Source organism: Brevundimonas sp. LF-1, from assembly GCF_037055305.1.
GTDB lineage: Bacteria > Pseudomonadota > Alphaproteobacteria > Caulobacterales > Caulobacteraceae > Brevundimonas > Brevundimonas sanguinis.
The window spans coordinates 235547-261144 of sequence record NZ_CP146349.1; the positions used below are offsets into that span (position 1 = coordinate 235547).

The window sequence follows — 25598 nt, forward strand, 5'->3', positions numbered from 1 at the left end:
GGGCTGACAGACGCCTCGGAGAGGGCTAGAAGGCCCGCCCATGAGCGCGCCCCAAAAACCATCGCCCAGTTGGCCGAAGAGTACGGCCTCGCCCCCAATGAATATCAGGTCCTGCTGGACCGGCTGGGCCGCGAGCCCAACCAGGTCGAGCTGGGCGTCTTCTCGGTCATGTGGTCCGAGCACTGCTCCTATAAGTCGTCGAAGAACCAGCTGATGAAGTTCCCGGTCACCGGACCGCGCGTCATCTGCGGCCCCGGCGAGAACGCCGGCGTGATCGACATCGACGACGGCGACGCCTGCATCTTCAAGATGGAGAGCCACAACCACCCGTCCTACATCGAGCCCTATCAGGGTGCGGCGACGGGCGTGGGCGGCATCATGCGCGACGTCTTCACCATGGGCGCGCGCCCGGTGGCGCTGCTGAACGCCCTTCGCTTCGGCGAACCGGGCCATGAGAAAACCAAACGCCTGGTCAAGGGCGTGGTCTCAGGCATCGGCGGCTATGGCAACTGCGTCGGCGTGCCGACGGTCGCGGGCGAGACGAACTTCCACAAGGGCTATAACGGCAACATCCTGGTCAACGCCATGTGCGTCGGCCTGGCCCGCGCTGACGAGATCTATTATTCGGCCGCGCCGGAAGCGGGCCACGACGTGGTCTATTTCGGCTCCAAGACCGGCCGGGACGGCATCCACGGCGCCACCATGTCCTCGGCCGAGTTCGACGACGAGTCGGACGCTAAACGCCCGACGGTGCAGGTCGGCGACCCCTTCGCCGAGAAGCTGCTGATCGAAGCTACGCTGGAGCTGATGGCCTCGGGCCGTGGCCGCCATTCAGGACATGGGCGCGGCGGGTCTGACCTCTTCGTCCGTCGAGATGGCGGGCAAGGGCGGCGTCGGCGTCGAGCTGGACCTCGACAAGGTGCCCCAGCGCGAAACCGGCATGACCGCCTATGAGATGATGCTGTCGGAAAGCCAGGAGCGCATGCTGGCGGTCCTGAAGCCGGGCTTCGAGGACGTCGGCTACCGCATCTTCCAGAAGTGGGGCCTGGACTTCGCCGTCATCGGCAAGACCACCGACACCGGCCATCTGGTGCTGAAGCATCACGGCGAGATCGTCTGCGACGTGCCGCTGGCCCCGCTGTTCGACGACGCGCCCCTGTATGACCGTCCGTGGGTCCAGCCCGAGTTGCAACCGCGCCTCGATCCGGGCGAAGTGCCCGCGCCGGACAGCTGGAACGACGCGGTGCTGAAGGTCATCGCCTGCCCAGACATGGCGTCCAAGCGCTGGATCTGGGAGCAGTACGACCGCCACGTCATGGCCGACACGCTGCAGGATTCCTCGACCGGGGCGGACGCGGGCGTGATCCGCGTCCACGGCACGGAGAAAGGCCTGGCCGTCACCTCGGACTGCACCCCGCGCTATGTCCAGGCCGACCCCTATGAAGGCGGCAAACAGGCCGTGGCCGAGGCCTGGCGCAACCTGACGGCCGTGGGCAGCCGCCCCATCGCCATCACCGACAACCTGAACTTCGGCAACCCGCAGCGGCCCGAGATCATGGGCCAGATCGTGCGCGCCACCGACGGCATGGCCGAGGCCTGCCGCGAGCTCGACTTCCCCGTCGTGAGCGGCAACGTCAGCCTGTATAACGAGACCAACGGCGTCGCCATTCCGCCGACGCCGACCGTCGGCGCCGTGGGCCTGCTGACCAACTACGACGTGACCACCGGCTTCGCCGGCGCGGCCGAGGGCGACGTGCTGGTCCTGATCGGCCAGACCAACGGCGAACTGGGCGCCTCCATCTACCTGCGCGAAGTTCTGGGCCGCGAGGACGGCGCCCGCCGCCGGTCGATCTGAAGCTGGAACGCAAGACCGGCGACTTCGTGCGCGGCCTGATCGAGGCGGGCGAACTGACGGTGGTTCACGACCTGTCGGACGGCGGTCTGGTCGGGGCGGCGGCGGACATCGCCCTGGCCTCGGACGTCGGGATCGAGCTGAACGCCTCCAGCGCCGCCCACGCCCACGCCTTCCTGTTCGGCGAAGACCAGGCCCGCTATCTGGTCGCCGTCTCGGACGCCGACGCCTTGATCGCCAAGGCGCAGGACGCCGGGCTGCACGCCTCGGTCGTAGGCCAGGTCAAGGGAACGGACTTCGCCTCCTCGGGACCGAAGGGGAGCTTTTCCGCATCCCCGTCGCCCATGTGCGGGAGTTCCACGAAGGCTGGATGCCGAACTGGATCGAAGGCTGATGAAGAGCGCCGCCCTCATCCTCGTCGTCGCGGGCGCCGCCCTGCTGTCGGCCTGCGAGTTCGAGGGCGGCGACCCGGTCCAGCACGCCCTGCGCGACGCGGCCGCCGCCCGGCAGGCCGCCGCGGTGAAGACCACCGAGGAAGAAGAGGCGCAGGCGAGCCGTCGTGCGACTGCCTCCGGCCCGTCCCTGCATGAGCCGGACGAACTGTCGCGCCTGATCGCCGCCCGTCGTCAGGCGGTGCAGGAGACGCGCGCCGCCCTGGCCGCCATCGCCGATCCGGCGCTCAAGGCCCAGCTGACTGAAGACCTGAAGGCCGAAGAAGCCAGCCTGCGCGCGCTGGAAGCCCGCGCCGCCGCCAGAGCCCCCGACTGACCGGAAACGCACGGGCATGAGAACCGCCGTCGTCATGCCTGTCGGCGCGCGCTTCGACCTGCACCAGCCGAACTCGATGGAGACGGTGGCGCGCACCCTGGCGCGGGCGGACAGCGGCGAGGTTCGCATCTTCTGCTGCGAAGGCGCCCAGGATCACGGCGACCTGCCGACGCAGACCCTTCCCGCCGCGAACCGTCTGAAAGCCCTGCGTCGGGCGCTGGCCGACTATCGCCCCGACGTCATTGAGTTCCATCAGCAGACGCAGCAGGCCGTCGCCCTGACCCGGCATTTCCCGAACGCGGCCATCACCCTGTATCGCCACAACGCAGTGAAACCGCCGCGCCATGTCATCGACCGCTGGCGCTATGAGCGGCGCTATGACCGGATGGACGGGCTGATCTTCGTCAGCGAGGCGGCGCGGCGGGATTTTCTGAAGGACTTCCCCCGGTTGGAGGCCAAGGCCTTCGCTGTGCCCAACCCCATCGACGTGGAGCTGTGGCGCGGCCCGACGGACCAGCGCGAGCCGGCGATCGCCTTCGCCGGTCGCGCCATGCCGGAAAAGGGCGTGGACCTGATCTGCGCCGCCCTGCCCGCCCTGCTGGAGCGCCATTCTGACTGGCGCGCCGTGCTGATGCTGAACGACTGGGACAAACACGCAGCGTGGGCCGCGCCTCACCTTGCGCCGCTAGAGCGGTTCGGCGAGCGCGTCCGGGTGCTGAAGTCGGCGCCGCTGGCGCAGGTGCGCGCCGAGATGCAGCGCGCGGCCATCGCCCTGACGCCCTCAGTCTGGGCCGAGCCTCTGGGCCTGACCGCGCTGGAGGCCCATGCGGCCGGCGCGGCGCTGGTCTCATCCGGGCGCGGCGGCCTGCGCGAGGCCAGCGGCCCGCACGCCGTCTATGTGGATGATCTGACGCCGCGAGGCCTGAGCCAGGCCATCGAGAGCCTGATTGTCGCGCCCGAACGGCGTCTGGCCCTGGCCCGCGCGGCCCAGGCCTATGTGAGCGAAACCCACGCCCCTGAACACCGCGCCCGACAGCTGGCCGCCCTGCGCCAGCAGTTAGTGCAGGCCAAACGCGCTTAGGCGTCGTCAGACCTGCGGGATCGCCTGGCTGAGGCGGCCGCCGACGCGGATCGGCTCGACGCGCACAGCCAGGCCGGTGCGGTCATCCGTCTCGACGAAGACGCCGCAGACGGTGGCCGGGCCGCTGGCGGGGACATAGCGGCCGCCCGACAGACGGGTGGTGAAGCGGCGCAGCGGCTCTTCCTTGTCGTTGCCGATGACGGAGTCGTAGTCGCAACAACCGCCGGCGTCGGTCTGATAGGCCGTGCCGCCGGGCAGGATCTGGGCGTCCGCCGTCGGAACGTGGGTGTGGGTGCCGACCACCAGGCTGGCGCGGCCGTCGCAGAAGTGGCCCATGCCCATCTTCTCGCTGGTCGCCTCGGCGTGCATGTCGACGATGACGGCGTCGGCGACGACGCCCAGCGGCGCAGCCTCCAACTCGCGCTCCACCGCGCTGAAGGGGTCGTCCATCGGGTCCATGTGGACGCGGCCCAGCACGTTGATGACCAGCACCCGGCGGCCGTCAGCGGTGACGAAGACGTCGGCGCCGCGCCCCGGCGCGTCCATCAGGCGCGGATAGTTGGCCGGACGGATCAGGCGCGGCTCGCGCACGATATAGGTCAGGGCCTCGCGCTGATCCCAGCTGTGGTTGCCCAGAGTCAGGACGTCGGCCCCGGCGTTGAAGATGTCGTTGGCGGTGTTCTCGGTGATGCCGAAACCGCCCGCCGCGTTCTCGGCGTTGACCACCACGAAGTCGAGCTTGAGGTCGCGCCTCAGCCCCGGCAGGTGGTCCGAAAGCCCATCGCGCCCGGACTTGCCGACCACGTCACCGAAAAACGCCAATCTCATGGGAAGGCTCTATAGCCGGTCTCGGTCAAAACGCCATGCAGGCGGATGTCATGCGGTTCCAGATCAAGCGGTTCGACCTGCTGCCCCGCATAGGCGAAGCCGATGCGCCGGGCGGCAGGCAACACCGCAAAGGTCCGGTCGTAATAGCCGCCCCCTGCCCCAGCCGACCGCCGTGAGCATCGAAGGCCAGCAGGGGCGTCAGGATCAGGTCCGGCGTCACGCCGTCAGCGAGCGGCAGAGGCGCCGGGCATCCGGCGGCGTCCAGCTCCAGCGGCTCGCCCGGCGCCCACGCGCGGAAGATCATGGCCGCGTCGCGCTCCAGCACCACCGGCAGACATAGGCGGCGGCCGGACAGGTGCAGGACATTGGCGAGGGCGTCCGCATCCAGTTCCGACCCCATCGCGCGGTAGAGGGCGACCGTTTCGCCGGGCGGCAGGGCGTTGGCATGGCCCCCGCGCGCTCGGCCGCCTCGGCGTCGGCCTCGGCCAGACGCTTGCGCAGGGCGCGCATGGCGGCGCGAAGTTCATGCTTGGGGGTCATCGGGCTTCTCTACACGGTCGTGCGTCGTCTTTCCTCCCCACTTTGTTGGGAGGGGGACCGCCTAGCGGTGGAGGGGCAGTCGCGCCCGCGGAAACGGCCCCTCCGTCTCGTCGGCTTCGCCGCCGATCCACCTCCCCATGAAATGGGGAGGAGAAGCGCTCAGCCAGCGAGCCGCCGCGCGGCGATAGCGCACAGTAGCGCTCAAGCCGCGAGCGACCGCGTCGCGAGCATAACGCACTAAAAGAGGGTTGGCGGCGCCGCGTGAGCCGTGAAGAACGTTTAAATCCTCTCGACCTGGGTAGCCAGGTGGGCTCCGTATGCCCAGGCCCTCGAGCCCGGACAGGGACAGATCCCTATGAGTGAATTAAGGTCAGAAGGATATGTTGTCTTCGACGTGAGCCGCAGCAGGACCCGCCGTCAGCCAAGATAGGCGTTCGGGCGGATTTCAACAATGGCGAAGCGCGCCTTTTCCCTCCCCGTCATGGGGAGGGTGGTCGCGCAGCGACCGGGTGGGGAGGGCTTGGTGACAGGCTCTCAGCGCCTGAATAGCCTCGCCGCCCCCACCCGGCTTCGGCCTGCCGGCCTCAGCCACCCTCCCCGGGACGGGGAGGGAGAGGCGTCGGCGTCCTATATCGTCTGGACGATCTTCTCGATCTTTGCGGCCACGGCGTTCAACGCCTCGGCCACGCCTTCACTGTTCGCAGCGGGCGCCGCGACGGCCGCAGCGGCCGCCTTGGCCCGGCCCGAGTTCTGAACCGCCGCCTGACGCTTCGCCTCTGCAAGCTCGTCCGACAGCATCAGGGCGGCCATCAGGAACAGGCGAACGTCGCCGACCTGCCCCACCTGATCAGCCACGCCCTGCACCCGATCATTGAACTGGGCCGCCAGATCGCGCACCCGCGCCTCCTGACCGTCGGCGCATCCCACCGCATAGGGGCGGCCGTAGACCTCTACCGTCACTGTCGCCATCAGTTCGTCTCCTCTTGCCCGGCCTGCTGCGCCAGCACCTCGCGAACGGCGTCGGCCGCGCGGGCAAGAGCCTGAGCCGTTTCCTGGCCGACGTCTTCAAGCTCGGCGATGCGCGCCACGTCGGCCGCGTTCGAAGGACGCGGCGCGAACAGGTCGTCGTCGGGGATGGGCGGGGCCGAGGCGGGCCTCGCCTTCAGCTCCAACACCTTGCGTTCCAGATCGGCCAGCGCTCGATCGATCCGCGCCTTTGCAGCCGTAACCGCGTCCATGGGGGTCCTTTCTTCCAGATTCCGTGTAGAACCTGCCGGCGCGCCGGGGTAAAGCGGCGCCGCCCCCGCTTTATCCTGTTCCTGAGGAAAGGTCTCGCCGTGACCGACGCCCAAGCCGCATTCGCCAAGCCTTCGCCCAAGCAGATGGCCGACGCCATCCGGGTGCTGTCCATGGATGCGGTCGAAAAGGCCAAGAGCGGCCACCCCGGCATGCCGATGGGCATGGCCGACGTCGCCACCGTCCTTTATTCGAAATTCCTGAAGTTCGACGCCAACCGCCCCGACTGGGCCGACCGCGACCGCTTCATCCTGTCGGCGGGCCACGGGTCGATGCTGATCTACAGCCTGCTGCACCTGACGGGCTATAAGGACGCGACCCGGGAACAGCTGGAAAACTTCCGCCAGTGGGGCTTCAAGACGGCCGGCCACCCGGAATACGGCCACATGGCCGGGATCGAGACGACCACCGGCCCGCTGGGCCAGGGTCTGGCCACCTCGGTCGGCTTCGCCATTGCGGAGCGGCATCTGGCGGCGCGCTTCGGCAAGGATCTGGTCGATCACCGCACTTGGGTCATCGCTGGCGACGGCTGCCTGATGGAAGGCGTGTCGCAGGAAGCCATCGCCCTGGCCGGCCGCCTGAAGCTGAACAAGCTGTGCGTCCTGTGGGACGACAATGAGATCACCATCGACGGCAAGCTGTCGCTGTCCGACGCCACCGACCAGCTGGCCCGCTTCAAGGCCTCGGGCTGGGCGGTCAAGGCCATCGACGGCCACGATTACAAGCAGATCCAGAAGGCGCTGAACTGGGCGACCAAGCAGGACAAGCCGACGCTGATCGCCTGCAAGACCAAGATCGGCAAGGGCGCCGCCACCCTGGAAGGCAGCCACAAGACCCACGGCGCCGCCCTGGGCGCTGTCGAGATCGCCGCCACGCGTCAGGGGCTGAACTGGCCGTTCGAGCCGTTTGAACTGCCCGAAGGCGTCCAGAAGGCCTGGGCCAAGGTCGGCAAACAGGGCGCCAAGGCCCGCAAGGCGTGGGAAGCCCGCTTGCTGAACCACGACCACCGCGACGACTTCACCCGCGCCATGGCCGGCGACCTGCCCACCGGCGCCTTCGAGGCGCTGGACGCCAAGCTGAAGCAGCTGGTCGCCGACCAGCCCGCGATGGCCACGCGCCAGTCCTCGGGCGAGGCGCTGGAGACGGTGTTCGCCGCTATCCCCGAACTGGTCGGCGGCTCGGCGGACCTGACTGGCTCGAACAACACCTTCGTCAAGAACACGCAGATCATGGACGCGCCGGACTACGCCGGGCGCTATCTGAACTACGGCATCCGCGAGTTCGGCATGGCCGCGGCGATGAACGGTCTGGCGCTGCACGGCGGGGTCATCCCCTACGGCGGCACCTTCATGGCGTTTGCGGACTACAGCCGTCCGGCGATCCGTCTGGGCGCCCTGATGGGCGTACGCGTGATCCACGTCCTGACACACGACAGCATTGGCCTGGGCGAAGACGGCCCGACGCACCAGCCGGTCGAGCATCTGGCGGCCCTGCGCGCCATCCCCAACCTGCTGACCATGCGCCCCGCCGACACGGTCGAGGCGCTGGAGTGCTGGCAGGTCGCCCTGCAGCACAAGACCACGCCGACGGCCCTGTGCCTGTCGCGCCAGAAGACCCCGGCGGTCCGCGTCACCGACGCGGGCGAGAACCTGTCGCGCAAGGGCGCCTATGAGCTGAAGGCCGCCAGCGGCGAAGCCAAGGTCACCCTGTTCGGCACCGGCACCGAAGTCGCCCTGGCCCTGAAGGCCGCCGAGATGCTGGAAGCCGAAGGCACGCCGACCCGCGTGGTGTCAGTCCCCTGCTTCGCCCTGTTCGAGCAGCAGCCCAAGGCCTATCAGGACGCCGTCATCGGCCGCGGCACGGTCCGCGTCGCCGTCGAGGCCGCGATCAAGCAGGGCTGGGAACGCTTCATCGGCGAGGATGGCGGCTTCGTCGGCATGACCGGCTTCGGCGCCTCCGCCCCGGCTGAAGTCCTCTACCGCGAGTTCGGTATCACCGCCGAGGCCGTGGTGGAACAGGTCAAGGCCCGGCTGTAATCTGCGCTCAAGCAGCCGTAAGGCGATAGCGATCAAGAAGACTCCTTCTCCCCTTGTGGGAGAAGGTGGTCTGCGAAGCAGATCCGATGAGGGGTGTCGGCGCGCCCCTCAATGATCTTTTCGACCGGCGGCATGACATCGGACACCGCGCCGCCGTCACCCCTCATCCGGGTCGCGCTGCGACCCACCTTCTCCCACAAGGGGAGAAGGAAGCGGAGACGATCATGCGTATCGGCACCCCCTCTCCGACACGGCCACCCGCGTCATGCTGCTCGGCTCGGGCGAACTGGGCAAGGAAGTGGCCATCGAACTGCAGCGCCTCGGCGCCGAGGTGATCGCGGTCGACCGCTACGCCAACGCCCCGGCCATGCAGGTGGCGCACCGCAGCCACGTCATCCCCATGACCGACGCCCAGGTGCTGAACGGCGTGATCCTGGCAGAGGCGCCGCACATCATCGTGCCCGAGATCGAGGCCATCGCCACCGACGTGCTGGCCGGCATTGAGGAAGCGGGCTTTGCGCGCGTCATCCCGACCGCGCGGGCGACGCAGCTGACCATGAACCGCGAGGGCATCCGCCGCCTGGCCGCCGAGGAGCTGGGCCTGCCGACCAGCCCCTACGCCTTCGCCGCCTCGGCGCAGGAACTGGCGGCGGGCGCGCAGGCCGTCGGCTTCCCCTGCTTCGTCAAGCCGGTGATGTCGTCTTCCGGCAAGGGCCAGTCCTATGTCGAGGGGCCTGAGGGCGTGGCCGACGCCTGGGCCTACGCGGAAGCCTCGGGCCGGGTCGCGGGCGGCGTCGTCATCGTCGAGGGCCGGATCGACTTCGACTATGAGATCACCCTGCTGACGGTGCGGTCATTGCGGGACGGCGCGATCGCTACGTCCTTCTGCGCCCCCATCGGCCATCGCCAGCAGAAGGGCGACTATGTCGAAAGCTGGCAGCCCCAAGCCATGAGTCCCGGCGCGCTGAAGGCGGCGCAAGACATTGCGGCCAAGGTGACCGACGCGCTGGGCGGCCTGGGCGTCTTCGGCGTCGAACTGTTCGTGAAGGGCGACGAGGTGTGGTTCTCGGAGGTGTCGCCGCGTCCGCATGATACCGGCCTCGTGACGCTGGCCACGCAGGTCATGAGTGAGTTCGCGCTGCACGCCCGCGCCATTCTGGGCCTTCCGGTGGACGTGACCCTGCGCGAGCCGGGCCAGCGCCGTCATCTACGGCGGCATCGAGGCGCAAGGCGTGGTGTTCGAGGGCGTGGCCGAGGCCCTGTCGGTCCCGACCGCCGACCTGCGCCTGTTCGGCAAGCCCGAGAGCTATGCGACGCGCCGCATGGGCGTGGCTCTGGCCCGCGGCGCCGACACGGACGAGGCGCGTTCGCGCGCAGGCGAAGCGGCGGGCAAGGTACGAGTGGTCGCTCCTTAATCCTTCTCCCCTTGTGGGAGAAGGTGGCCCGTCAGGGCCGGATGAGGGGTGCTTGCGCGACCTTTCCTCAAGGAAGGCCCCACGTCCGCTCAGAACCTAAACCGCCGCGCCGACACCCCTCATCCGTCAGGCTCCGCCTGCCACCTTCTCCCACAGGGGGAGAAGGAAGCCAGCCTACGACTTTTGTCGATTGGCGCCGGGCGCGATTAGGGTCCAAAAAGGCGAAAGGTCGCACCCAGTCGACCCGGAGGACCCTTCGCCATGGGCAAGCTCAGGACCGCGCTGATTTTCGGCGCCATCGCCATTTTGGGGGCCGTAGCCCTCGCCGTCATCGCCCTGCACCAGGGCGAAAGCATCAGCGCCGTCTGGATCGTGGTGGCGGCGCTGTGCGTCTACGCCATCGCCTACCGCTTCTACGCCCGCTATCTGGCCGGAAAGGTGCTGGGGCTGAACGCGCGCAGGCCCACGCCCGCCGTCAGGCATAACGACGGCCTCGACTATGTGCCGACGCCGCGCAACGTCCTGTTCGGCCACCACTTCGCGGCCATCGCGGGCGCGGGCCCCTGGTGGGGCCGGTGCTGGCGGCGCAGATGGGCTATCTGCCCGGCGTCCTGTGGATCCTGGTCGGCGCCGTGCTGGCGGGGGCGGTGCAGGACATGATCGTCCTGTTCATGTCGACCCGCCGCGACGGCCGGTCGCTGGGCGACATGGTCCGCACCGAGATGGGGCCGATCCCCGGCGTCATCGCCCAGGTCGGGGTGCTGATGATCATGGTCATCATCCTGGCGGTGCTGGCGCTGGTGGTGGTTAAGGCCCTGGCCGAGAGTCCGTGGGGAACGTTCACCGTCGCCGCCACCATTCCCATCGCCGTCTTCATGGGCCTGTACACGCGCTATCTGCGGCCCGGCCGCGTGGGCGAGGTGTCGGTCATCGGCGTGGTGCTGCTGGTCCTGGCCATCATCGGCGGCGGCCATATCGCCGCGGATCCGTTCTGGGGCCCCGCCTTCACCCTGTCGGGCACGACCCTGGCCCTGGCCATGATGGCCTACGGCTTCATCGCCTCGGTCATTCCGGTGTGGCTGCTGCTGGCGCCGCGCGACTACCTGTCCACCTTCCTGAAGATCGGCGCCATCGTCGCCCTGGCCATCGGCATCCTGATCGTGCGCCCGCACATTCAGATGCCCGCCATCACGCCCTTCATCGACGGCAGCGGCCCCGTCTTCTCCGGCGCCCTCTTCCCCTTCCTGTTCATCACCATCGCCTGCGGGGCCGTGTCCGGCTTCCACGCCCTGATCTCGTCCGGCACCACGCCCAAGCTGCTGGAGAACGAGAACCAGATCCCGCTGATCGGCTACGGCGCCATGCTGTGCGAAAGCTTCGTGGCCATCATGGCCCTGATCGCCGCCACCGTGCTGGACCCGGCCGTCTATTTCGCCATGAACAGCCCGGTGGCCGTCATCGGCGACAATGCGGCCTCGGCCGCCGCCGCCGTGGCCCAGTGGGGCTTCCACATCACCCCGGCCGAGCTGGAGCAGCTGGCCAAGGACGTGGGCGAACACTCCATCCTGTCGCGCGCGGGCGGCGCCCGACCCTGGCCGTGGGCATGGCGCACATCCTGTCGGGCGTCATCGGCGGCAAGGCCATGATGGCCTTCTGGTACCACTTCGCCATCCTGTTCGAGGCCCTGTTCATCCTCACCACGGTCGATGCAGGCACCCGCGTCTGCCGCTTCATGATCCAGGATCTGCTGGGCATGGCCGTGCCGAAGATGCGCCAGACCCAGTCCTGGACCGGCAATGTCGTGGCCACGGCCCTGACGGTCGGGCTGTGGGGCTATTTCCTCTACACCGGCGTGGTCGATCCGCTGGGCGGGATCAACAGCCTGTGGCCCCTGTTCGGCATCGCCAACCAGATGCTGGCGGCGGTCGCCCTGATCCTGGGCACGGTCGTCCTGTTCAAGATGAAGCGGCAGAGGTTCGCCTGGGCCACGGCGGTTCCGGCGGTCTGGCTGCTGATCTGCACCGTGACGGCAGGGCTGCAGAAGCTGTTCCACCCCGACGTGAAGATCGGCTTCCTGGCCCATGCGCGGAAGTATCAGGACGCCATGGCCGCCGGAGAAATCCTGGCCCCGGCCAAGACCATCGGCGACATGCACCGGGTCATCGTCAACGACTACGTCAACTCGGCGCTGACGGCGGGCTTCCTGTTCGTGGTGCTGACGGTCGTGGTGTATGGCGTCGGGGCCTGCCTCAAGGCGCTGAAGTCCGAGCAACCGACCGTGGTGGAGACCCCGGCCGCGCATGAGCTGACCTTGGCCGACGAAGCCATGGACATCGCCCGTGCCTAGGCCCTCTTCATCGTCGGCCACCGGCGGCGCGGACCTCCTCTGCGCCTGCCGCGACACCCTGGTGCGGTGGGGCAAGGACGCGCGACGCACCGCCGGGCTGATGATCGGCCAGCCGGACTACGACGCCTATGTCGCCCATGCGAAGGCGACACACCCGGATCAGGCGCCGCTGGACCGCACCGCCTTCTTCCGCCTGCACGAAGCGCGACGGTTCGGCGAAGGCGGCGGCTTCCGCTGCTGCTGAGCGGCTTGACCGCATCCGGACGGTTACAGGCGATCATATCTTGTTACGGGCCTTGTGACGGGGACGGGGTTGCAACCGCGCGCGCTCCGTCCCACTAAGGCGCCAATCACAACCGCCCCTTGTTCAGGAGACTGCTCCCCATGACCGTTCGCGTCGCCATCAACGGCTTCGGCCGCATCGGCCGCCTCGTCCTTCGCTCGATCGTCGAGCACGGCCGCAAGGACATCGAGGTCGTGGCGATCAACGACCTGGGCCCGGTCGAGACCAACGCCCACCTGTTCCGCTATGACTCGGTGCACGGCCGCTTCCCCGGCACGGTCACGACCGGCGAGGACTGGATCGACGTCGGCACGGGCAAGATCAAGGTCACGGCCGAGCGCGACCCGGCCAACCTGCCGCACGCCGATCTGAAGGTCGACATCGCCCTGGAATGCACGGGCATCTTCACCTCCAAGGACAAGGCCTCGGCCCACCTGAAGGCGGGCGCCAAGCGCGTGCTGGTCTCGGCGCCGGCCGACAACGCCGACAAGACCATCGTCTTCAAGGTCAACCATGAGACGCTGACGGCCGACGACATCGTCGTCTCCAACGGCTCGTGCACGACCAACGCCCTGGCCCCGGTGGCCAAGGTGCTGCACGATCTGTTCGGCATCGAGCGTGGCTATATGACCACCATCCACGCCTACACCGGCGACCAGCCGACGCTGGATACGATGCACAAGGATCTGTACCGCGGCCGCGCCGCCGCCCTGTCGATGATCCCGACCTCGACCGGCGCCGCCAAGGCCCTGGGCCTGGTCCTGCCGGAGCTGAAGGGCAAGCTGGACGGCTCGTCGATCCGCGTCCCGACCCCGAACGTCTCGGTCGTCGACCTGAAGGTCGTCGCCGGTCGCGAAGTCACCGCCGAGGAAATCAACGCCGCCCTGCTGGCCGCCGCAAACGGCCCGATGAGCGGCGTCCTGGCCACGACCACCGACCCGCTGGTCTCGGTCGACCTGAACCACGTCGCCGCCTCCTCGACCGCCGCCCTGCCGCAGACGCAGGTCGTCGACGGCAAGCTGGCCCGCGTCCTGACCTGGTACGACAACGAGTGGGGCTTCGCGACCCGCATGGCCGACACCGCCCTGGTGATGGCCAAGTACCTGTAATCTGAAACCACCGCTCTCGACCCTTCTCCCCTCGTGGGAGAAGGTGTCAGGCGGAGCCTGACGGATGAGGGGGCTGACGCGCCGCATGATGCCTGACTGCATCCAGAACCAGATTCGGATTTGTCAGCACGGCCTCATTGCCGAAGCGCAGGACAGTGAAGCCGCGCTGCCCCAGGTCCGCATCGCGCGCAGCGTCCTCGACCTCGCGCAACCGATGGACGCCTCCGTCCAGTTCGATCACCAACCTGAGTTCATAGCAGCAAAAGTCAGCGATCCAGCGCCCGATGCGGGTCTGTCGCCGGAACTTGTGCGCCTCAAACCCTCGACCGCGCAGGATACGCCACATCGCCGCCTCGGCCGGCGTCATCGCCGCTCTCAGTCGCTGCGTCTGGTTCACCGCCCCTCATCCGGCCCGCTCCGCGAGCCACCTTCTCCCACGAGGGGAGAAGGAAGAACAGAGATACGCCATCATGACCTTCCGCACCCTCGACGACGTTTCCGACCTTTCGGGCCAGACCGCCTTGGTCCGCGTGGACTTCAACGTGCCGATGGAGGACGGGAACGTGACCGACGACACCCGTCTGAAGGCCGCCCTGCCGACCATTCACCGCCTGCGCGAAGCGGGCGCCAAGGTGGTGCTGCTGGCCCACTTTGATCGGCCCAAGGGCGAGCGCGTGCCGTCGATGAGCCTGCGCCCCGTGGTCGAGCCGCTTGAGCTGCTGCTGCACGGCCCCGTGCGCTTCGCCGACGACTGCGTGGGCGATGAGGCCAAGGCCGCCGTGGCCGATCTGGACGCGGGCGGCGTGCTGCTGCTGGAAAACGTCCGCTTCCACAAGGGCGAGGAAAAGAACGACCCGGCATTCGCTGAACAACTGGCGGAACTGGGCGACCTCTACGTCAACGACGCCTTCTCGGCCGCGCACCGCGCCCACGCCTCGACCGAGGGTCTGGCCCGCCTTCTGCCCGCCTATGCCGGTTGCGCGATGGCGCGCGAGCTCGAGGCGCTGGACGCCGCGCTGGGTAAGCCGCAGAAGCCGGTCATCGGCATCGTCGGCGGCGCCAAGGTCTCCACCAAGCTGGACCTGCTGAAGAACCTGGTCGCCAAGCTGGACTACCTGGCCATCGGCGGCGGCATGGCCAACACCTTCCTGTTCGCTCAGGGCGTCGATGTCGGCGGTTCGCTGTGCGAGAAGGATCTGGCCGACACCGCGCGCGAGATCATCGAGGAAGCTCGCCGCCAGGGCTGCGAACTGCTGCTGCCGGTTGATGTCGTGGTCGCCAAGGGCGTGAAGCCGGGCATCGAGTCGGGCATCCGCGCCCTGGACCGCATCGCCGCCGACGACCTGATCCTGGACGCCGGGCCGGAGACCGTCGCCCGCCTGAACCGCGCCATGGACCTGTCCAAGACGCTGATCTGGAACGGCCCGCTGGGCGTGTTCGAGGTCCCGCCCTTCGACAAGGCCACCGTGGCCGCCGCCAAACACGCCGCCGAACTGGCCAAGGCCGGCAAGCTGGTCGCCGTGGCCGGCGGCGGCGACACGGTCGCGGCCCTGCACCACGCGGGCACGGCGGACAACATGACCTTCGTCTCCACCGCAGGCGGCGCCTTCCTGGAGTGGATGGAAGGCAAGGTTCTGCCGGGCGTAGAGGCCCTGCGCGCCGCCTAAAAACGTCAAGGCGAGGGCTGTTCGCGGCCCTCGCCCCTGCTGTCCGAAGCTTTAGCCTTCGCCGTCCATATCGACGGCACGCGCGACCAGATCGCGCCACGTCGGATCGGTGTCGTCCACCAGATCGACATCGTCCAGCAGAGCCACCGCCCCGCCGCCATCGGGCAGGATCAGCCCCAGCACTTCCATAAGTTCGCCGTGGGGACCGACATGGGCCTCGGCCTGAACGATTACGGCCGCCTGCTCGCCGTCCTCCTCCCACCAGATGACGGGCTGAGGCAGCTCCATGTCGATGACGCGCGCCTCTTCGGTGTCGCCCAGGGCGAAGACCGCCTTGCCCGCCTGAACGTCGTCCAGCGTCGCCACCGCTCCGGCGAAAGGCGTCAGCCGCGCCCAGTCGTCGACGTCGAAACCGCCGCCGTCTTCATCCAGCGCATCATCGTTCTGGCTCATCGCCGCTCCTTGGTCAGACGCCCCGCAGGCGCCGGAGCACTTAAGGCCTGCGCGCCCAAAGTCCACCACGCCTAAGCCCTGTCACGGCGGCGTGACTTCCCGCACCCGACCGGCTAAGACCTCGGGCAAAATCACTATCGGTTCAGGAGACTACCCATGGCGCGCATTACGCTGCGACAACTGCTCGACCACGCGGCTGAGCACGACTACGGCCTGCCCGCCTACAACATCAACAACATGGAGCAGGGCCTGGCCATCATGGAGGCGGCCGACGCCGTCAACGCGCCGGTCATCATCCAGGCCTCGCGCGGCGCCCGCTCCTACGCCAACGACGTGGTCCTGGCCCGACTGATCGACGCCTTGGTCGAGCTTTATCCGCACATCCCGGTCTGCATGCACCAGGACCACGGCAACGGCCCGGCCACCTGCGCCACCGCCATCCAGTACGGCTTCACCTCGGTGATGATGGACGGCTCGCTAGAAGAAGACGCCAAGACCCCCGCCTCCTACGAATACAACGTCGACGTCACCCGTCGCGTGGTCGAGATGGCCCACTCGTGCGGCGTTTCGGTCGAGGGCGAACTGGGCGTTCTGGGCTCGCTGGAAACCGGCATGGGCGAGGCCGAAGACGGCCACGGCTTCGAAGGCAAGCTGGACCACTCGGCCCTGCTGACCGACCCGGATCAGGCCGTCGACTTCGTCAAGGCCACCAAGGTTGACGCCCTGGCCATCGCCATGGGCACCTCGCACGGCGCCTATAAGTTCACGCGCCAGCCGGACGGCGACGTTCTGGCCATGAACGTGATCGAGGAAATCCACAAACGCCTGCCCAACACCCACCTGGTGATGCACGGCTCCTCGTCGGTGCCGCAGGACCTGCAGGACATCATCAACCAGTACGGCGGCCAGATGCCCCAGACCTGGGGCGTGCCGGTCGAGGAAATCCAGCGCGGCATCAAGCACGGCGTGCGCAAGATCAACATCGACACCGACAACCGCATGGCCATGACCGGCGCCATCCGCAAGGTTCTGGCCGAGAAGCCAGGCGAGTTCGACCCGCGCGCCTATCTGAAGCCCGCCAAGGAAGCCATGCGCAAGCTGTGCATGGAGCGCTATCAGCAGTTCGGCTGCGAAGGCATGGCGTCCAAGATCCAGCCGCTGTCCACCGCCCAGATGGCCAAGCGCTACGCCGCCGGCGACCTGGACCCGCGCATCGGTTGATCGACGCCTGAACCCCGCTGAGACGATTGAAAGGGCGGTCCCGTCGGGCCGCCCTTTTTCATGGCGTCCGCCACCCGTGCTAAACGCACCTTGTGACCGACATCATGCCCGCGACCGACGACGAATCCGACCTGACAGTCCTGACCGCCCAGGTCGCCCCCGGCGCTGCGCGGCTGGACCGCGCCCTGGCCGACGCCCTTCCCGAACTGTCCCGCGCGCGTATCCAGGCGCTGCTGGACGCGGGCGCGGTCTGCCTGAACGGCGCCGTTGTGGGGGCCAAGGCCAAGCCTGCGCCCGGCGACTACCAGATCGTCCTGCCGCCAGCGGTCTCGGCTGAACTGCGCCCCGAAGCCATCCCCCTGACCATCCTGTTCGAGGACGACGACCTGATCGTCATCGACAAGGCGCCGGGCATGGCGGTCCATCCCGCCCCCGGCTGCGAGACCGGCACCCTGGTCCACGCCCTGCTGCACCACTGCGCCGCCCTGTCGACCCTCGGCGATCCCGACCGCCCCGGCATCGTCCACCGCCTGGACAAGGACACCTCCGGCGTCATGGTCGCCGCCAAGTCGGACCGCGCCCACGCGGGGCTGGCCGCCCTGTTCGCCGCCCACGATATCGAGCGCACCTATCTGGCCCTGACGCGCGGCGCGCCATCGCCCGAGAAGGGCCGCATCCAGACCCAGATCGGCCGCTCCAGCGGCGACCGCAAGAAGATGGCGGTGCTGCGCTCCGGCGGGCGAGAGGCCATCACCGACTATGTCGTCCAGCAGACCTTCGGCCGCCCGGCCAAGGCCTCCAACGCCCCGCTCGCCGCCCGCGTCGCCTGCATGTTGCAGACCGGCCGCACCCATCAGATCCGCGTGCACATGGCGTCCAGGGGCTCGCCCCTGCTCGGCGACCCCGTCTATGGCTCCGGCAGCCCCGCCGCGCCCGTCCGCGCCGCCATCGCCGAGGCCGGCCTGAAACGCCAGGCCCTGCACGCGGCCATCCTCGGTTTCGTCCACCCCGTCACCGGCCAGCCGCTGCGCTTCCAGACCGCCCCGCCGCAGGACATGCAGCGGCTGCAAACCCTGCTGGCGGCCCTCTAAAACGCTGCCGCTTTATTCGCAACAACATCTGTGCTAGATCATACATAGGCGGCGAGGAAGCATCGCCGTTCAATTGGGACAATCCGCCCCTTTCGTTTCGGGCAACGGATTCCCATCTTGTCAGTTGAGGGGCGAGGTGATGATGCACGTCATGTGGTCAAAGCCGTAGCGCCAGCTCGTGAAGCCGGAGGGACCATATGGCCAATAAAACGCTGACGGTGATGTCGCCTGAACAGGGACTGTCACGGTATCTTACGGAAATCCGTAAGTTTCCGATGCTCACCAAGGACGAGGAGTTCATGCTCGCCAAGCGGTGGAGCGAACACCAGGATACCGAGGCCGCCCACCGTCTTGTGACCTCTCACCTGCGCCTCGTGGCCAAGATCGCCATGGGTTATCGCGGCTACGGCCTGCCGATCGGCGAGGTGATCTCAGAGGGCAACGTCGGCCTGATGCAGGCCGTCAAAAATCGATCCCGACAAGGGCTTCCGCCTGGCGACCTACGCCATGTGGTGGATCCGCGCGTCCATTCAGGAATATATCCTGCGCTCCTGGTCGCTCGTGAAGATGGGCACCACGGCGGCGCAGAAGAAGCTGTTCTTCAACCTGCGCAAGGCCAAGAGCCAGATCTCGGCCTTCGAGGAAGGCGACCTGCACCCCGAGCACCTCGCCGCCATCGCCACCAAGCTGGGCGTGTCGGAAGAAGAAGTCACCAACATGAATCGCCGTCTCGGCGGCGACGCCTCGCTGAACGCGCCGCTGCGTTCGGATGGCGAAAGCGAGTGGCAGGACTGGCTGGCCGACGACAACGCCGTCAGCCAGGAGACCGAACTGGCCGAGAGCGAGGAAAAGTCCATCCGCATGGGCCTGCTGCAGGAAGCCATGGAAGAGCTGACCGATCGCGAGAAGCACATCCTGACCGAGCGCCGCCTCAAGGACGATCCGGTCACGCTTGAGGAGCTGGCCGGCCAGTACGGCGTCAGCCGCGAGCGCGTCCGCCAGATCGAGGTCCGCGCCTTCGAAAAGCTGCAGAAGGCCATGCGCGCCGCTGCTGAAGAACGCAATTTGGTCGACGCCTGAGGGCCTGCTGGATCGCCGCAACGGCCGCTCTCTGGCGTCATCCTCGGGCTTGACCCGAGGATCGAGGGCGGCGGCCCTAACCCGCCCGGGCTAGGCTCTCGGGCGAGGCCAGCTTCAGCACCACCTCAACCGGCGCGGTCAGTCCGGCCTTGGTCGGCGCCCCGGCGGCCAGCGCCGTGTCCAGTCCCGCCGCCGCAATGGCCAGCGGCGCGTCGCCTGTCTTGATGGCCAGGGCCTTCAAGGTCTCAGCCTGCTGCTTGATCGCCCGCACGGCCTGCATCGGATCGCTGTCGAACTGGGTCAACGCCGAGAACAGGATCCGCATCGCCTGATCCTTGACCGCCAGAGCGGCCTCCGCGCTCGAGCGCGGCTTGTCCGCCTTGCGTTTCTGCGGCCCGGCGTAGTCGTCAGAGTTGAAGCGCCGCCGGTCCGGCCCGATATAGCCGACCGCCTCGACCCAGTCGCGCGGCTTGGTCGCCAGGTTCTCGATCCGACGTTGCAGGTCGCCGCTGGTGAAGGGCTTCCTTAGGAACTCGTGCACGCCCGAGTCTCGCGCGCCCTTGATGGCGCTGGCTGTGGCCTCCGCCGTCACCATGATGATCGGCGCGCGGCGGCAGGCCAGGCTCGAACGCCGAATGCGCCGCACCAAGGCCTCGCCGTCCAGCCTGGGACCCGTGCGCTCAGTGAAGATCAGCGCCGGCTCCATTTCACGGGCCAGGTCCAGCACCCGCGCCTCGTCGCCTTCGACCACGATCTCGCGCGATCCGAACCCCTTCAGCAGGTCCTGCAGCAGGCGCGCGGCGGCGGGGTTGGGATCAACGATGATCACGCGCCGGACCACGGGCGCGATCCGCTGCATCGTCTTGGCGTCTAGGGCGAACACAGGGCGAGCTCCATTTCAGAGCGTCACCCTACGCCTCACGGGTTAAGGCGTCGTTGCCTCGACCGGAAATGTAAACTCAGCCCTGGAACGGATCGCGCATCAGGATGGTGTCGTCGCGCTCGGGGCTGGTCGACAGCAAGGCCACCGGCGCCCCGATCAGTTCCTCGATCCGACGCACATACTTCAGCGCATGGGCGTTCAGGTCCTTGAAGGTCCGCACGCCTGCGGTGCTCTCGTCCCAGCCTTCCAGTTCCTCGAACACCGGCTCGGCCGAGGCCTGTTCCTTCAGGCTGCTGGGCAGATAATCGAGCACCTGGCCGTTGATGCGATAGCCGACGCAGATCTTCAGCGTCTTCAGCCCGTCCAGCACGTCCAGCTTGGTCAGGGCGATGCCGTCGATGCCGTTGATCGCCACCGACTGGCGCACCAGCACCGCGTCGAACCAGCCGCAGCGGCGCGACCGGCCCGTGTTCACGCCGATCTCGCGGCCCACCACCGCCAGGTGCTGGCCGACTTCATCGTTCAGTTCGCAGGCGAAGGGGCCTTCCCCGACGCGCGTCGTATAGGCCTTCACAATGCCCAGCACATAGCCGACGCCGCGCGGCCCGACGCCCGACCCGGCCGCCGCCTGACCGGCGACGGTGTTGGAGCTGGTCACATAGGGATAGGTGCCGTGGTCCACGTCCAGGAAGGCGCCCTGCGCCCCCTCGAACAGCACCCGCTTGCCCGCCTTCTGCGCCTCGTCCAGCACCCGCCACGCCGGCTTGACGTAGGGCAGGATCTTCGGCGCGATCTCCAGCAGTTGCGCCAGCAGCGCCTCCGGGTCGATCGGCTCCAGCCCCAGGCCGGCCCGCAGCGGATCATGGTGCGAGCGCAGGCGGTCGATCTTGATCTTCAGGTCGTCTTCGTTGGCGAGGTCGCAGACGCGGATGGCCCGGCGCCCCACCTTGTCCTCATAGGCCGGGCCGATGCCGCGTCCGGTCGTGCCGATCTTGGCGCCCGGCGCGCTGGCGGCGGCCTCGCGCGCCACGTCCAGCGCCGGATGGATCGGCAGGATCAGGCAGGCGTTGTCGGCGATGGTCAGGATGTCGGGCGTGATCGCCACGCCCTGAGCCTGGATCTTCTCGATCTCCCCGACCAGATGCCAGGGATCGACGACCACGCCGTTGCCGATGATCGAGGGCTTGCCCTGCACCACTCCGCTCGGGAGCAATGCAAGTTTATAGACCTTGCCGTCGACGACCAGGGTGTGGCCCGCGTTGTGGCCGCCCTGGAACCGCACCACCATGTCGGCGCGATTGGACAGCCAGTCCACGATCTTGCCCTTGCCCTCGTCGCCCCACTGGGCGCCGACCACTGCGACGTTCGCCAAGACCTATACTCCGCAATCCAGAATGCGGTGGGAGCCTATACCCCCTGAATCGTCCGGCGTCGCCCCCAAGGGCGTCTAATAGGCGACAGAATTATCCGGCCGCCGACTGAGCCAGTTCACCGACCGCCGTCTGGAACGCCCATTCCAGCCACGGCGTCGCCGCCACGACATCCGCCGTTTCGACCGTACAGCCGCACCACAGGCGCAGGCCCGGCGGGGCGTTGCGGTGCGGCTCCATGTCATAGACCGCCCCCTCGCCCTCCAGCAGAGCCTTGAACCGCGTTACAAAGGCCTTCTGCCCCGCCTCGTCCAGCGCCGCCACGCGCGGATCGACGAACTTCAGACAGACCGAGGTCGTCGAGCGGATGTCCGGCCGGTCCGGCAGGAAGGCGATCCAGTCGGTCCGCTCCACCCACTCGGCCAGGGCGGCATAGTTGGCGTCTGTGCGCGCAATCAGGGCAGGCAGTCCGCCTTCGGCCTTCGCCCAGTCCAGGGCGTCAATCCAGTCCTCGATGGTCAGGACCGAGAAGGTGTTCATCACCACCCCGTCCGCCAGCGTCCGATCAAAGCCCGTCTTGTCGGCGATCCGCAGCACCTTGGGCACGGCCCGATCCGGCCGATAGCTGTCCAGTCGCGCCACCGCGCGCGGCGACAGCACCAGGACCCCGACGCCCGCCTCGCCGCCTAGCGCCTTCTGGAAGCTGAAGGTCGTCACATCCAGCTTGTCCCACGGCAGGTCCATCGCGAACGCCGCCGAGGTCGCGTCGCAGATGGTCAGCCCCTCGCGGTCGTCGGCGATCCAGTCGCCGTCGGGCACGCGCACGCCCGAGGTCGTGCCGTTCCACGGAAACACCACGTCCTTCTTGGGATCGACCTTCGACAGGTCCGGCAGTTCGCCCCACGGCGCCGTCAGGGCCTCAGGCTCAAGCCCCAGATGCTCCTTGACGTCCGCCAGCCAGGTCAGGCCGAAATTCTCATAGGCGATCACCTGCACGGGCCGCTCGCCCAGCATGCACCACAGCGCCGCCTCGACCGCCCCGGTGTCCGAGCCCGGCGTATAGAGCATGACGTAATCGTCCGGCGGGCTCAGCACCTCGCGCGTCAGCCGCAGCCCATGCGCGAACCGCTCGACCACCTCCGGCGCGCGGATGCCCCGCCCCATCAGGTTCGTGGGCAGCTTCGCCAGTTCCCAGCCCGGACGCTTGGCCGTCGGCCCGGCCGAGAACCAGGGGCGAGCAGGCTTGGCGGCGGGCTTGGGCGTCATATCGGTCTCTGAAGTCTCGGGGAGGAGAAGGAAGCGTCAGCCTTAGGCCATCAGCGGCCAGGCTTATAGGGCCGGCGCTCACGCCATTCCGTCGCAAACCGGACCAGTTCGTCGTCCGGCGCCTCGGGCAGCGTCACCACTAGCCTGGCCATCAGATCGCCGCGCTTGCCGTTCGCATAGGCGCCCCGTCCCTTCAGCCGCAGCACCTTGCCCGAGTTCGAGCCTTTGGGAATGGTCATCATCACCGCGCCCTCGGGCGTCGGCACCTGAATCTTGCCGCCCAGCACGGCATCCGGAACCGACACCGGCAGATCCATCGTCAGGTCAGCCCCGTCGCGCTTGAACACCGGGTGCGGCTGGATGCGCAGTTCGATCAGGGCGTCGCCCGCCTGACCGCCGCGCCCCGGCGCCCCTGTCCCTTCAACCGGATCGTCTGGCCGTCGGACGCCCCCTTTGGGATCGTGACATCCAGCATCCGCCCGTCCGAGAACTGAATGCGCCGCGTCGTCCCCGCGATGGCGTCCTCCAGGCTGATGTCGAGGGTGGCGCGCACGTCCTGCCCGCGCCCGCCGCCGAAACCGCGCCCGGCGCTCCGTCCGCCGCCTCCGAAGGCGCCGAAGATTTCTTCCAGGTCGATGTCGTCAAAGCTGGCCCGCCCGCCGGGGCCGCCTTCGCCGCGCCCGCCGAAGCCGAAGCCGCTGAACCCGCCGCCGCCCGGCCGCCCGCCCTGAGCGCCGCCAAAGCCTCGGAATTGCTCGCGTCCGTCGGCGTCGATCTCGCCGCGATCATATTTGGCGCGCTTCTCGGCGTCGCCCAGCAGGTCGAAGGCGGCGGTGATGCGCTTGAACCGCTCCTCGGCCGCCTTGTCGCCCGGGTTCTTGTCGGGGTGCAGTTCCTTGGCCAGCTTGCGGAACGCCTTCTTGATCTCGTCCGCGCTCGCGCCCTTGGAAACGCCCAGTTCCTGATAGGGATCGCCAGCCAATTTTCGCTCCACTCCGGATCAACACAGACCAGAGCGTCAGTTAAGCCATGCAACCGCCCGCCGAAAGGGGCGAGGATGGTTTCCTTGCGACATGGCATCCCTCTCCCGGCGGGAGAGGGCTTGAGCCTCCAAGAGCCGGAGGCGATTGGCTAAGGCGAAAGGGTGAGGGGCTTGTACCGTCAGTCGGCGTCAGCCGTGGCGCGACGGCTTACGCCGACTTCACCCGCGAACCCTCACCCTTTCGCGCCAGAACGATCGCTTCGCGCTCGTGCGCTCAAACCCTCTCCCATCGGGAGAGGGACGCGGGCGTCACAATCCCGCCACCGCCTCCGGGCCCCAGCCATATCCGTCGCCGCATTGGGCTACAGCGACGTGCGCGTCCGCCCCGCGCCCGCCCGGAAAGTCCGCCGCAACCTCGGCCGCGCCATAGACGGTCGCCAGCCCCTCGACCTCCCAGACCCGCCGCACGACAGCGCCCTCCAGCACCCGCACCCGGAACCGTCTCGGATCGACCTCGACCGGCTCAGCGTCCCAGCCGTCGCCGCCCAGACGCACGCGGGGCGTCCAGCTCAACCGCCATCCGCCGCCCTCCGCCACAGCCCGCAGATGCGCCGGTCGCCACGGAGCCGCGTTCCGGTTGGCCCAGGTGAAGCCGACCTCCGTCGTCCCCGCCCCGCCCGGCGGCGCGCCTGCCGGCCCCGCCCGCCAGATCCGAGGCAGTCCCCGCTCGGCCGCATCGACCTCGGCGCGCGCCATGCCGCGCTCCAGCACCACGACCAGCGCCCCCGCTTCCGCCCCGCGCGCGGCCGCTTCCTCCGTCCCCTGCTGACCGCGCAGCAGGCCGCTTAAACGCCACACGTCGCCGCCGACCAGTTCGGCCCGACGGAACTGCACCATCTCCCATCCTTCCGCGCTGCTCACCGCCAGCAGATTGGCGCCCGACAGCACCGCCTCGGCCGCCCGGCTCTGCGGCGCCTGCCCCTCCATCCGCACGCTCAGCTCACCCGTCTCGTCCCAGCGCCCGACCACGCCGGGCCGCAGCGGCGCCGTCAGCGTGCCCACCGTCGCCGGCGTCTCCACAACCGCCCTTAGCGTCAGACTGTCGACCGACGCGCCGCCATGCAGCGCCATCGGCGTCCACGGCTCGGCCGACGCCGCGACCACCGGCCGCCCGTCCCCCTCCTCTCCCGGCAGCGGCGGCAGGTCCAACAGCATCAGGAACGGCGCCCCGCCGTCGTCGCCTCGCCCCCATCGCCGCGCCAGTCCTCCGGCGCATCCACGACGACGGCCTCCACCACCGGCGTCAGCACCGCCCTGGGCGTCTCATCCCAGTCCAGCCGCTCGACGCGCCAGTCGCCCGCGCGCCCCTCCACCGCCGCCACATCGCCCGGCTCCAGCCTCAGCGCCTCCAGCGGCCCCAGCTTCAGCGTCAGCCGCTCGGCCGCCTCGCCCAGCAACAGCCGCTGCGCCGCCGCCGTCGCCAGCCCGGCCCCGACCACGGCGGGCAGGGCCGCATCCACGCCGCCGCCCTCGCCGTCGCCGCGCACCGTCACGGCGCCCAGCTGATAGTCCGCCGCCTCATCGATAAACCGCAGCCGCGCGGCGCTGGGCCGAGGCGTCAGCCGCCGCTCCGCCGCCGCGCTCCCGCCCTTGTCGGGCAGGGCCAGCGCCGCCAGATCCAGCGTCATCTCCCGCGCCGTCTCGCCCAGCACGGCCACCCGACCATCCCGCTCCGCCGCCGCCGCCCCCAGCGCCTGAATCAGCGGCGCCAGCGCATCCTTCGTCGCCATCGGCCGGTCGACGACATAGCCCGTCACCGCGCCGTCCACCGCCCCGACCGTATAGTCCGTCTCGGCCAAGCCGCCGCGCTTCAGGATCGCTTCGATCAGGCCGCGCGCATCGCCGCCCATCCGCCCGTTCAGCCAGTGCCCCGTGCGCCAGGCGCCCGCGTCCGCCCACACCTCAGCCAGCGCCGGAAACGCCGGATAGGGCCGCGCGTCCCAGCACCAGACGTCCGCCCCCTGCAGCAT

General features: G+C 68.7%; 21 protein-coding genes, 1 other RNA gene and 6 pseudogenes. 14 read left to right on the forward strand and 14 right to left on the reverse strand.

Annotated elements, in window-relative coordinates; all coding sequences use genetic code 11:
• The first annotated feature begins 3 nt into the window (after positions 1 to 3).
• The 3 genes and pseudogenes from purL (at position 4) to V8F63_RS01280 (ending at position 3701) form a co-directional block, all read left to right on the forward strand.
• Positions 4 to 2246 (forward strand): annotated as a pseudogene (gene purL / locus V8F63_RS01270) (phosphoribosylformylglycinamidine synthase subunit PurL).
• The gene (locus tag V8F63_RS01275) at positions 2246 to 2620 is read left to right on the forward strand and encodes an indole-3-glycerol-phosphate synthase (protein ID WP_392354289.1); all 375 of its coding nucleotides are present in this window, start codon (positions 2246 to 2248) and stop codon (positions 2618 to 2620) included. The pseudogene purL and the gene V8F63_RS01275 overlap by 1 nt, the downstream one beginning before the upstream one ends.
• A 16-nt stretch (positions 2621 to 2636) precedes the next feature.
• On the forward strand, positions 2637 to 3701 hold the full coding sequence (locus V8F63_RS01280; RefSeq protein WP_244093208.1) for a glycosyltransferase family 4 protein: 1065 nt from the start codon (positions 2637 to 2639) through the stop codon (positions 3699 to 3701).
• 6 nt (positions 3702 to 3707) lie between these two features.
• On the opposite strand, the gene V8F63_RS01285 is transcribed toward V8F63_RS01280, so the two are convergent.
• From V8F63_RS01285 to V8F63_RS01310, 6 genes and pseudogenes are all read right to left on the reverse strand, one after another.
• Positions 3708 to 4529, reverse strand: coding sequence for a TIGR00282 family metallophosphoesterase (locus V8F63_RS01285; protein WP_134581505.1), 822 nt, complete (start codon positions 4527 to 4529; stop codon positions 3708 to 3710).
• The gene (locus tag V8F63_RS01290; RefSeq protein WP_392354290.1) at positions 4526 to 4654 is read right to left on the reverse strand and encodes a hypothetical protein; all 129 of its coding nucleotides are present in this window, start codon (positions 4652 to 4654) and stop codon (positions 4526 to 4528) included. The genes V8F63_RS01285 and V8F63_RS01290 overlap by 4 nt, the downstream gene beginning before the upstream one ends.
• 83 nt (positions 4655 to 4737) lie before the next feature.
• Positions 4738 to 4929, reverse strand: a pseudogene (locus V8F63_RS01295) (5-formyltetrahydrofolate cyclo-ligase); the annotation flags it as partial.
• Between the two features lie 390 nt (positions 4930 to 5319).
• Positions 5320 to 5480: non-coding RNA, 6S RNA (gene ssrS / locus V8F63_RS01300), on the reverse strand.
• A gap of 216 nt (positions 5481 to 5696) precedes the next feature.
• Positions 5697 to 6038, reverse strand: a complete 342-nt coding sequence (locus V8F63_RS01305) for a cell division protein ZapA (RefSeq protein WP_025977852.1) — start codon at positions 6036 to 6038, stop codon at positions 5697 to 5699.
• A complete protein-coding gene (locus V8F63_RS01310; protein ID WP_227157756.1) occupies positions 6038 to 6307 on the reverse strand; it encodes a hypothetical protein in 270 nt (89 codons plus the stop codon). Before V8F63_RS01310 ends, V8F63_RS01305 begins: the two co-directional genes overlap by 1 nt.
• A 144-nt stretch (positions 6308 to 6451) precedes the next feature.
• Between V8F63_RS01310 and tkt the strand changes: the two genes are divergently transcribed.
• From tkt to gap, 7 genes and pseudogenes are all read left to right on the forward strand, one after another.
• Positions 6452 to 8401 carry a transketolase gene (tkt, locus tag V8F63_RS01315; protein ID WP_392355005.1) on the forward strand — a complete coding sequence of 650 codons (1950 nt, stop codon included), beginning with the start codon at positions 6452 to 6454 and terminating at the stop codon, positions 8399 to 8401.
• Positions 8402 to 8666: 265 nt separating this feature from the next.
• Positions 8667 to 9551: pseudogene (gene purT / locus V8F63_RS01320) on the forward strand (formate-dependent phosphoribosylglycinamide formyltransferase); the annotation flags it as partial.
• Positions 9552 to 9648: 97 nt separating this feature from the next.
• Positions 9649 to 9816 (forward strand): hypothetical protein, encoded by a 168-nt coding sequence (locus V8F63_RS01325; protein ID WP_392355006.1) that lies wholly within the window; start codon positions 9649 to 9651, stop codon positions 9814 to 9816.
• 261 nt (positions 9817 to 10077) lie between these two features.
• Positions 10078 to 11462 (forward strand): annotated as a pseudogene (locus V8F63_RS01330) (carbon starvation CstA family protein).
• A complete protein-coding gene (locus tag V8F63_RS01335; RefSeq protein ID WP_392354291.1) occupies positions 11420 to 12163 on the forward strand; it encodes a carbon starvation CstA 5TM domain-containing protein in 744 nt (247 codons plus the stop codon). Before V8F63_RS01330 ends, V8F63_RS01335 begins: the two are co-directional and overlap by 43 nt.
• Complete coding sequence (locus tag V8F63_RS01340) at positions 12156 to 12407, forward strand: YbdD/YjiX family protein (RefSeq protein ID WP_278069666.1); 252 nt, start codon at positions 12156 to 12158, stop codon at positions 12405 to 12407. Before V8F63_RS01335 ends, V8F63_RS01340 begins: the two co-directional genes overlap by 8 nt.
• Positions 12408 to 12547: 140 nt before the next feature.
• Positions 12548 to 13555 (forward strand): type I glyceraldehyde-3-phosphate dehydrogenase, encoded by a 1008-nt coding sequence (gene gap, locus V8F63_RS01345; protein ID WP_392354292.1) that lies wholly within the window; start codon positions 12548 to 12550, stop codon positions 13553 to 13555.
• Positions 13556 to 13601: 46 nt separating this feature from the next.
• Here gap and V8F63_RS01350 read toward each other — a convergent pair whose 3' ends face one another.
• A complete protein-coding gene (locus V8F63_RS01350; protein WP_303705689.1) occupies positions 13602 to 13952 on the reverse strand; it encodes an endonuclease domain-containing protein in 351 nt (116 codons plus the stop codon).
• A 73-nt stretch (positions 13953 to 14025) separates the two neighbouring features.
• Here V8F63_RS01350 and V8F63_RS01355 point away from each other — a divergent pair, with 73 nt between their 5' ends.
• Positions 14026 to 15222, forward strand: a complete 1197-nt coding sequence (locus V8F63_RS01355) for a phosphoglycerate kinase (RefSeq protein WP_392354293.1) — start codon at positions 14026 to 14028, stop codon at positions 15220 to 15222.
• A gap of 51 nt (positions 15223 to 15273) precedes the next feature.
• Here V8F63_RS01355 and V8F63_RS01360 read toward each other — a convergent pair whose 3' ends face one another.
• Positions 15274 to 15675 (reverse strand): hypothetical protein, encoded by a 402-nt coding sequence (locus V8F63_RS01360; RefSeq protein ID WP_392354294.1) that lies wholly within the window; start codon positions 15673 to 15675, stop codon positions 15274 to 15276.
• Between the two features lie 156 nt (positions 15676 to 15831).
• On the opposite strand from V8F63_RS01360, the gene fba reads away from it, so the two are divergent.
• The 3 genes and pseudogenes from fba (at position 15832) to rpoH (ending at position 19067) form a co-directional block, all read left to right on the forward strand.
• A complete protein-coding gene (gene fba, locus V8F63_RS01365) occupies positions 15832 to 16896 on the forward strand; it encodes a class II fructose-bisphosphate aldolase (protein ID WP_392354295.1) in 1065 nt (354 codons plus the stop codon).
• A gap of 92 nt (positions 16897 to 16988) precedes the next feature.
• Positions 16989 to 17987 carry an RluA family pseudouridine synthase gene (locus V8F63_RS01370; protein ID WP_392354296.1) on the forward strand — a complete coding sequence of 333 codons (999 nt, stop codon included), beginning with the start codon at positions 16989 to 16991 and terminating at the stop codon, positions 17985 to 17987.
• A 197-nt stretch (positions 17988 to 18184) separates the two neighbouring features.
• Positions 18185 to 19067 (forward strand): annotated as a pseudogene (gene rpoH, locus V8F63_RS01375) (RNA polymerase sigma factor RpoH).
• 76 nt (positions 19068 to 19143) lie between these two features.
• On the opposite strand, the gene V8F63_RS01380 reads toward rpoH, so the two are convergent.
• The 6 genes and pseudogenes from V8F63_RS01380 to V8F63_RS01405 form a co-directional block, all read right to left on the reverse strand.
• A complete protein-coding gene (locus V8F63_RS01380) occupies positions 19144 to 19950 on the reverse strand; it encodes a two-component system response regulator (RefSeq protein ID WP_278069673.1) in 807 nt (268 codons plus the stop codon).
• A 76-nt stretch (positions 19951 to 20026) separates the two neighbouring features.
• Positions 20027 to 21322 (reverse strand): adenylosuccinate synthase, encoded by a 1296-nt coding sequence (locus V8F63_RS01385; protein WP_392354297.1) that lies wholly within the window; start codon positions 21320 to 21322, stop codon positions 20027 to 20029.
• Between the two features lie 91 nt (positions 21323 to 21413).
• A complete protein-coding gene (locus V8F63_RS01390) occupies positions 21414 to 22586 on the reverse strand; it encodes a phosphoserine transaminase (RefSeq protein WP_392354298.1) in 1173 nt (390 codons plus the stop codon).
• Between the two features lie 50 nt (positions 22587 to 22636).
• A pseudogene (locus V8F63_RS01395) lies at positions 22637 to 23568 on the reverse strand (DnaJ C-terminal domain-containing protein).
• 309 nt (positions 23569 to 23877) lie between these two features.
• Positions 23878 to 24783, reverse strand: a complete 906-nt coding sequence (locus tag V8F63_RS01400) for a hypothetical protein (RefSeq protein WP_392354299.1) — start codon at positions 24781 to 24783, stop codon at positions 23878 to 23880.
• Positions 24783 to 25598 (reverse strand): phage tail protein, encoded by an 816-nt coding sequence (locus V8F63_RS01405; RefSeq protein WP_392355007.1) that lies wholly within the window; start codon positions 25596 to 25598, stop codon positions 24783 to 24785. Before V8F63_RS01405 ends, V8F63_RS01400 begins: the two co-directional genes overlap by 1 nt.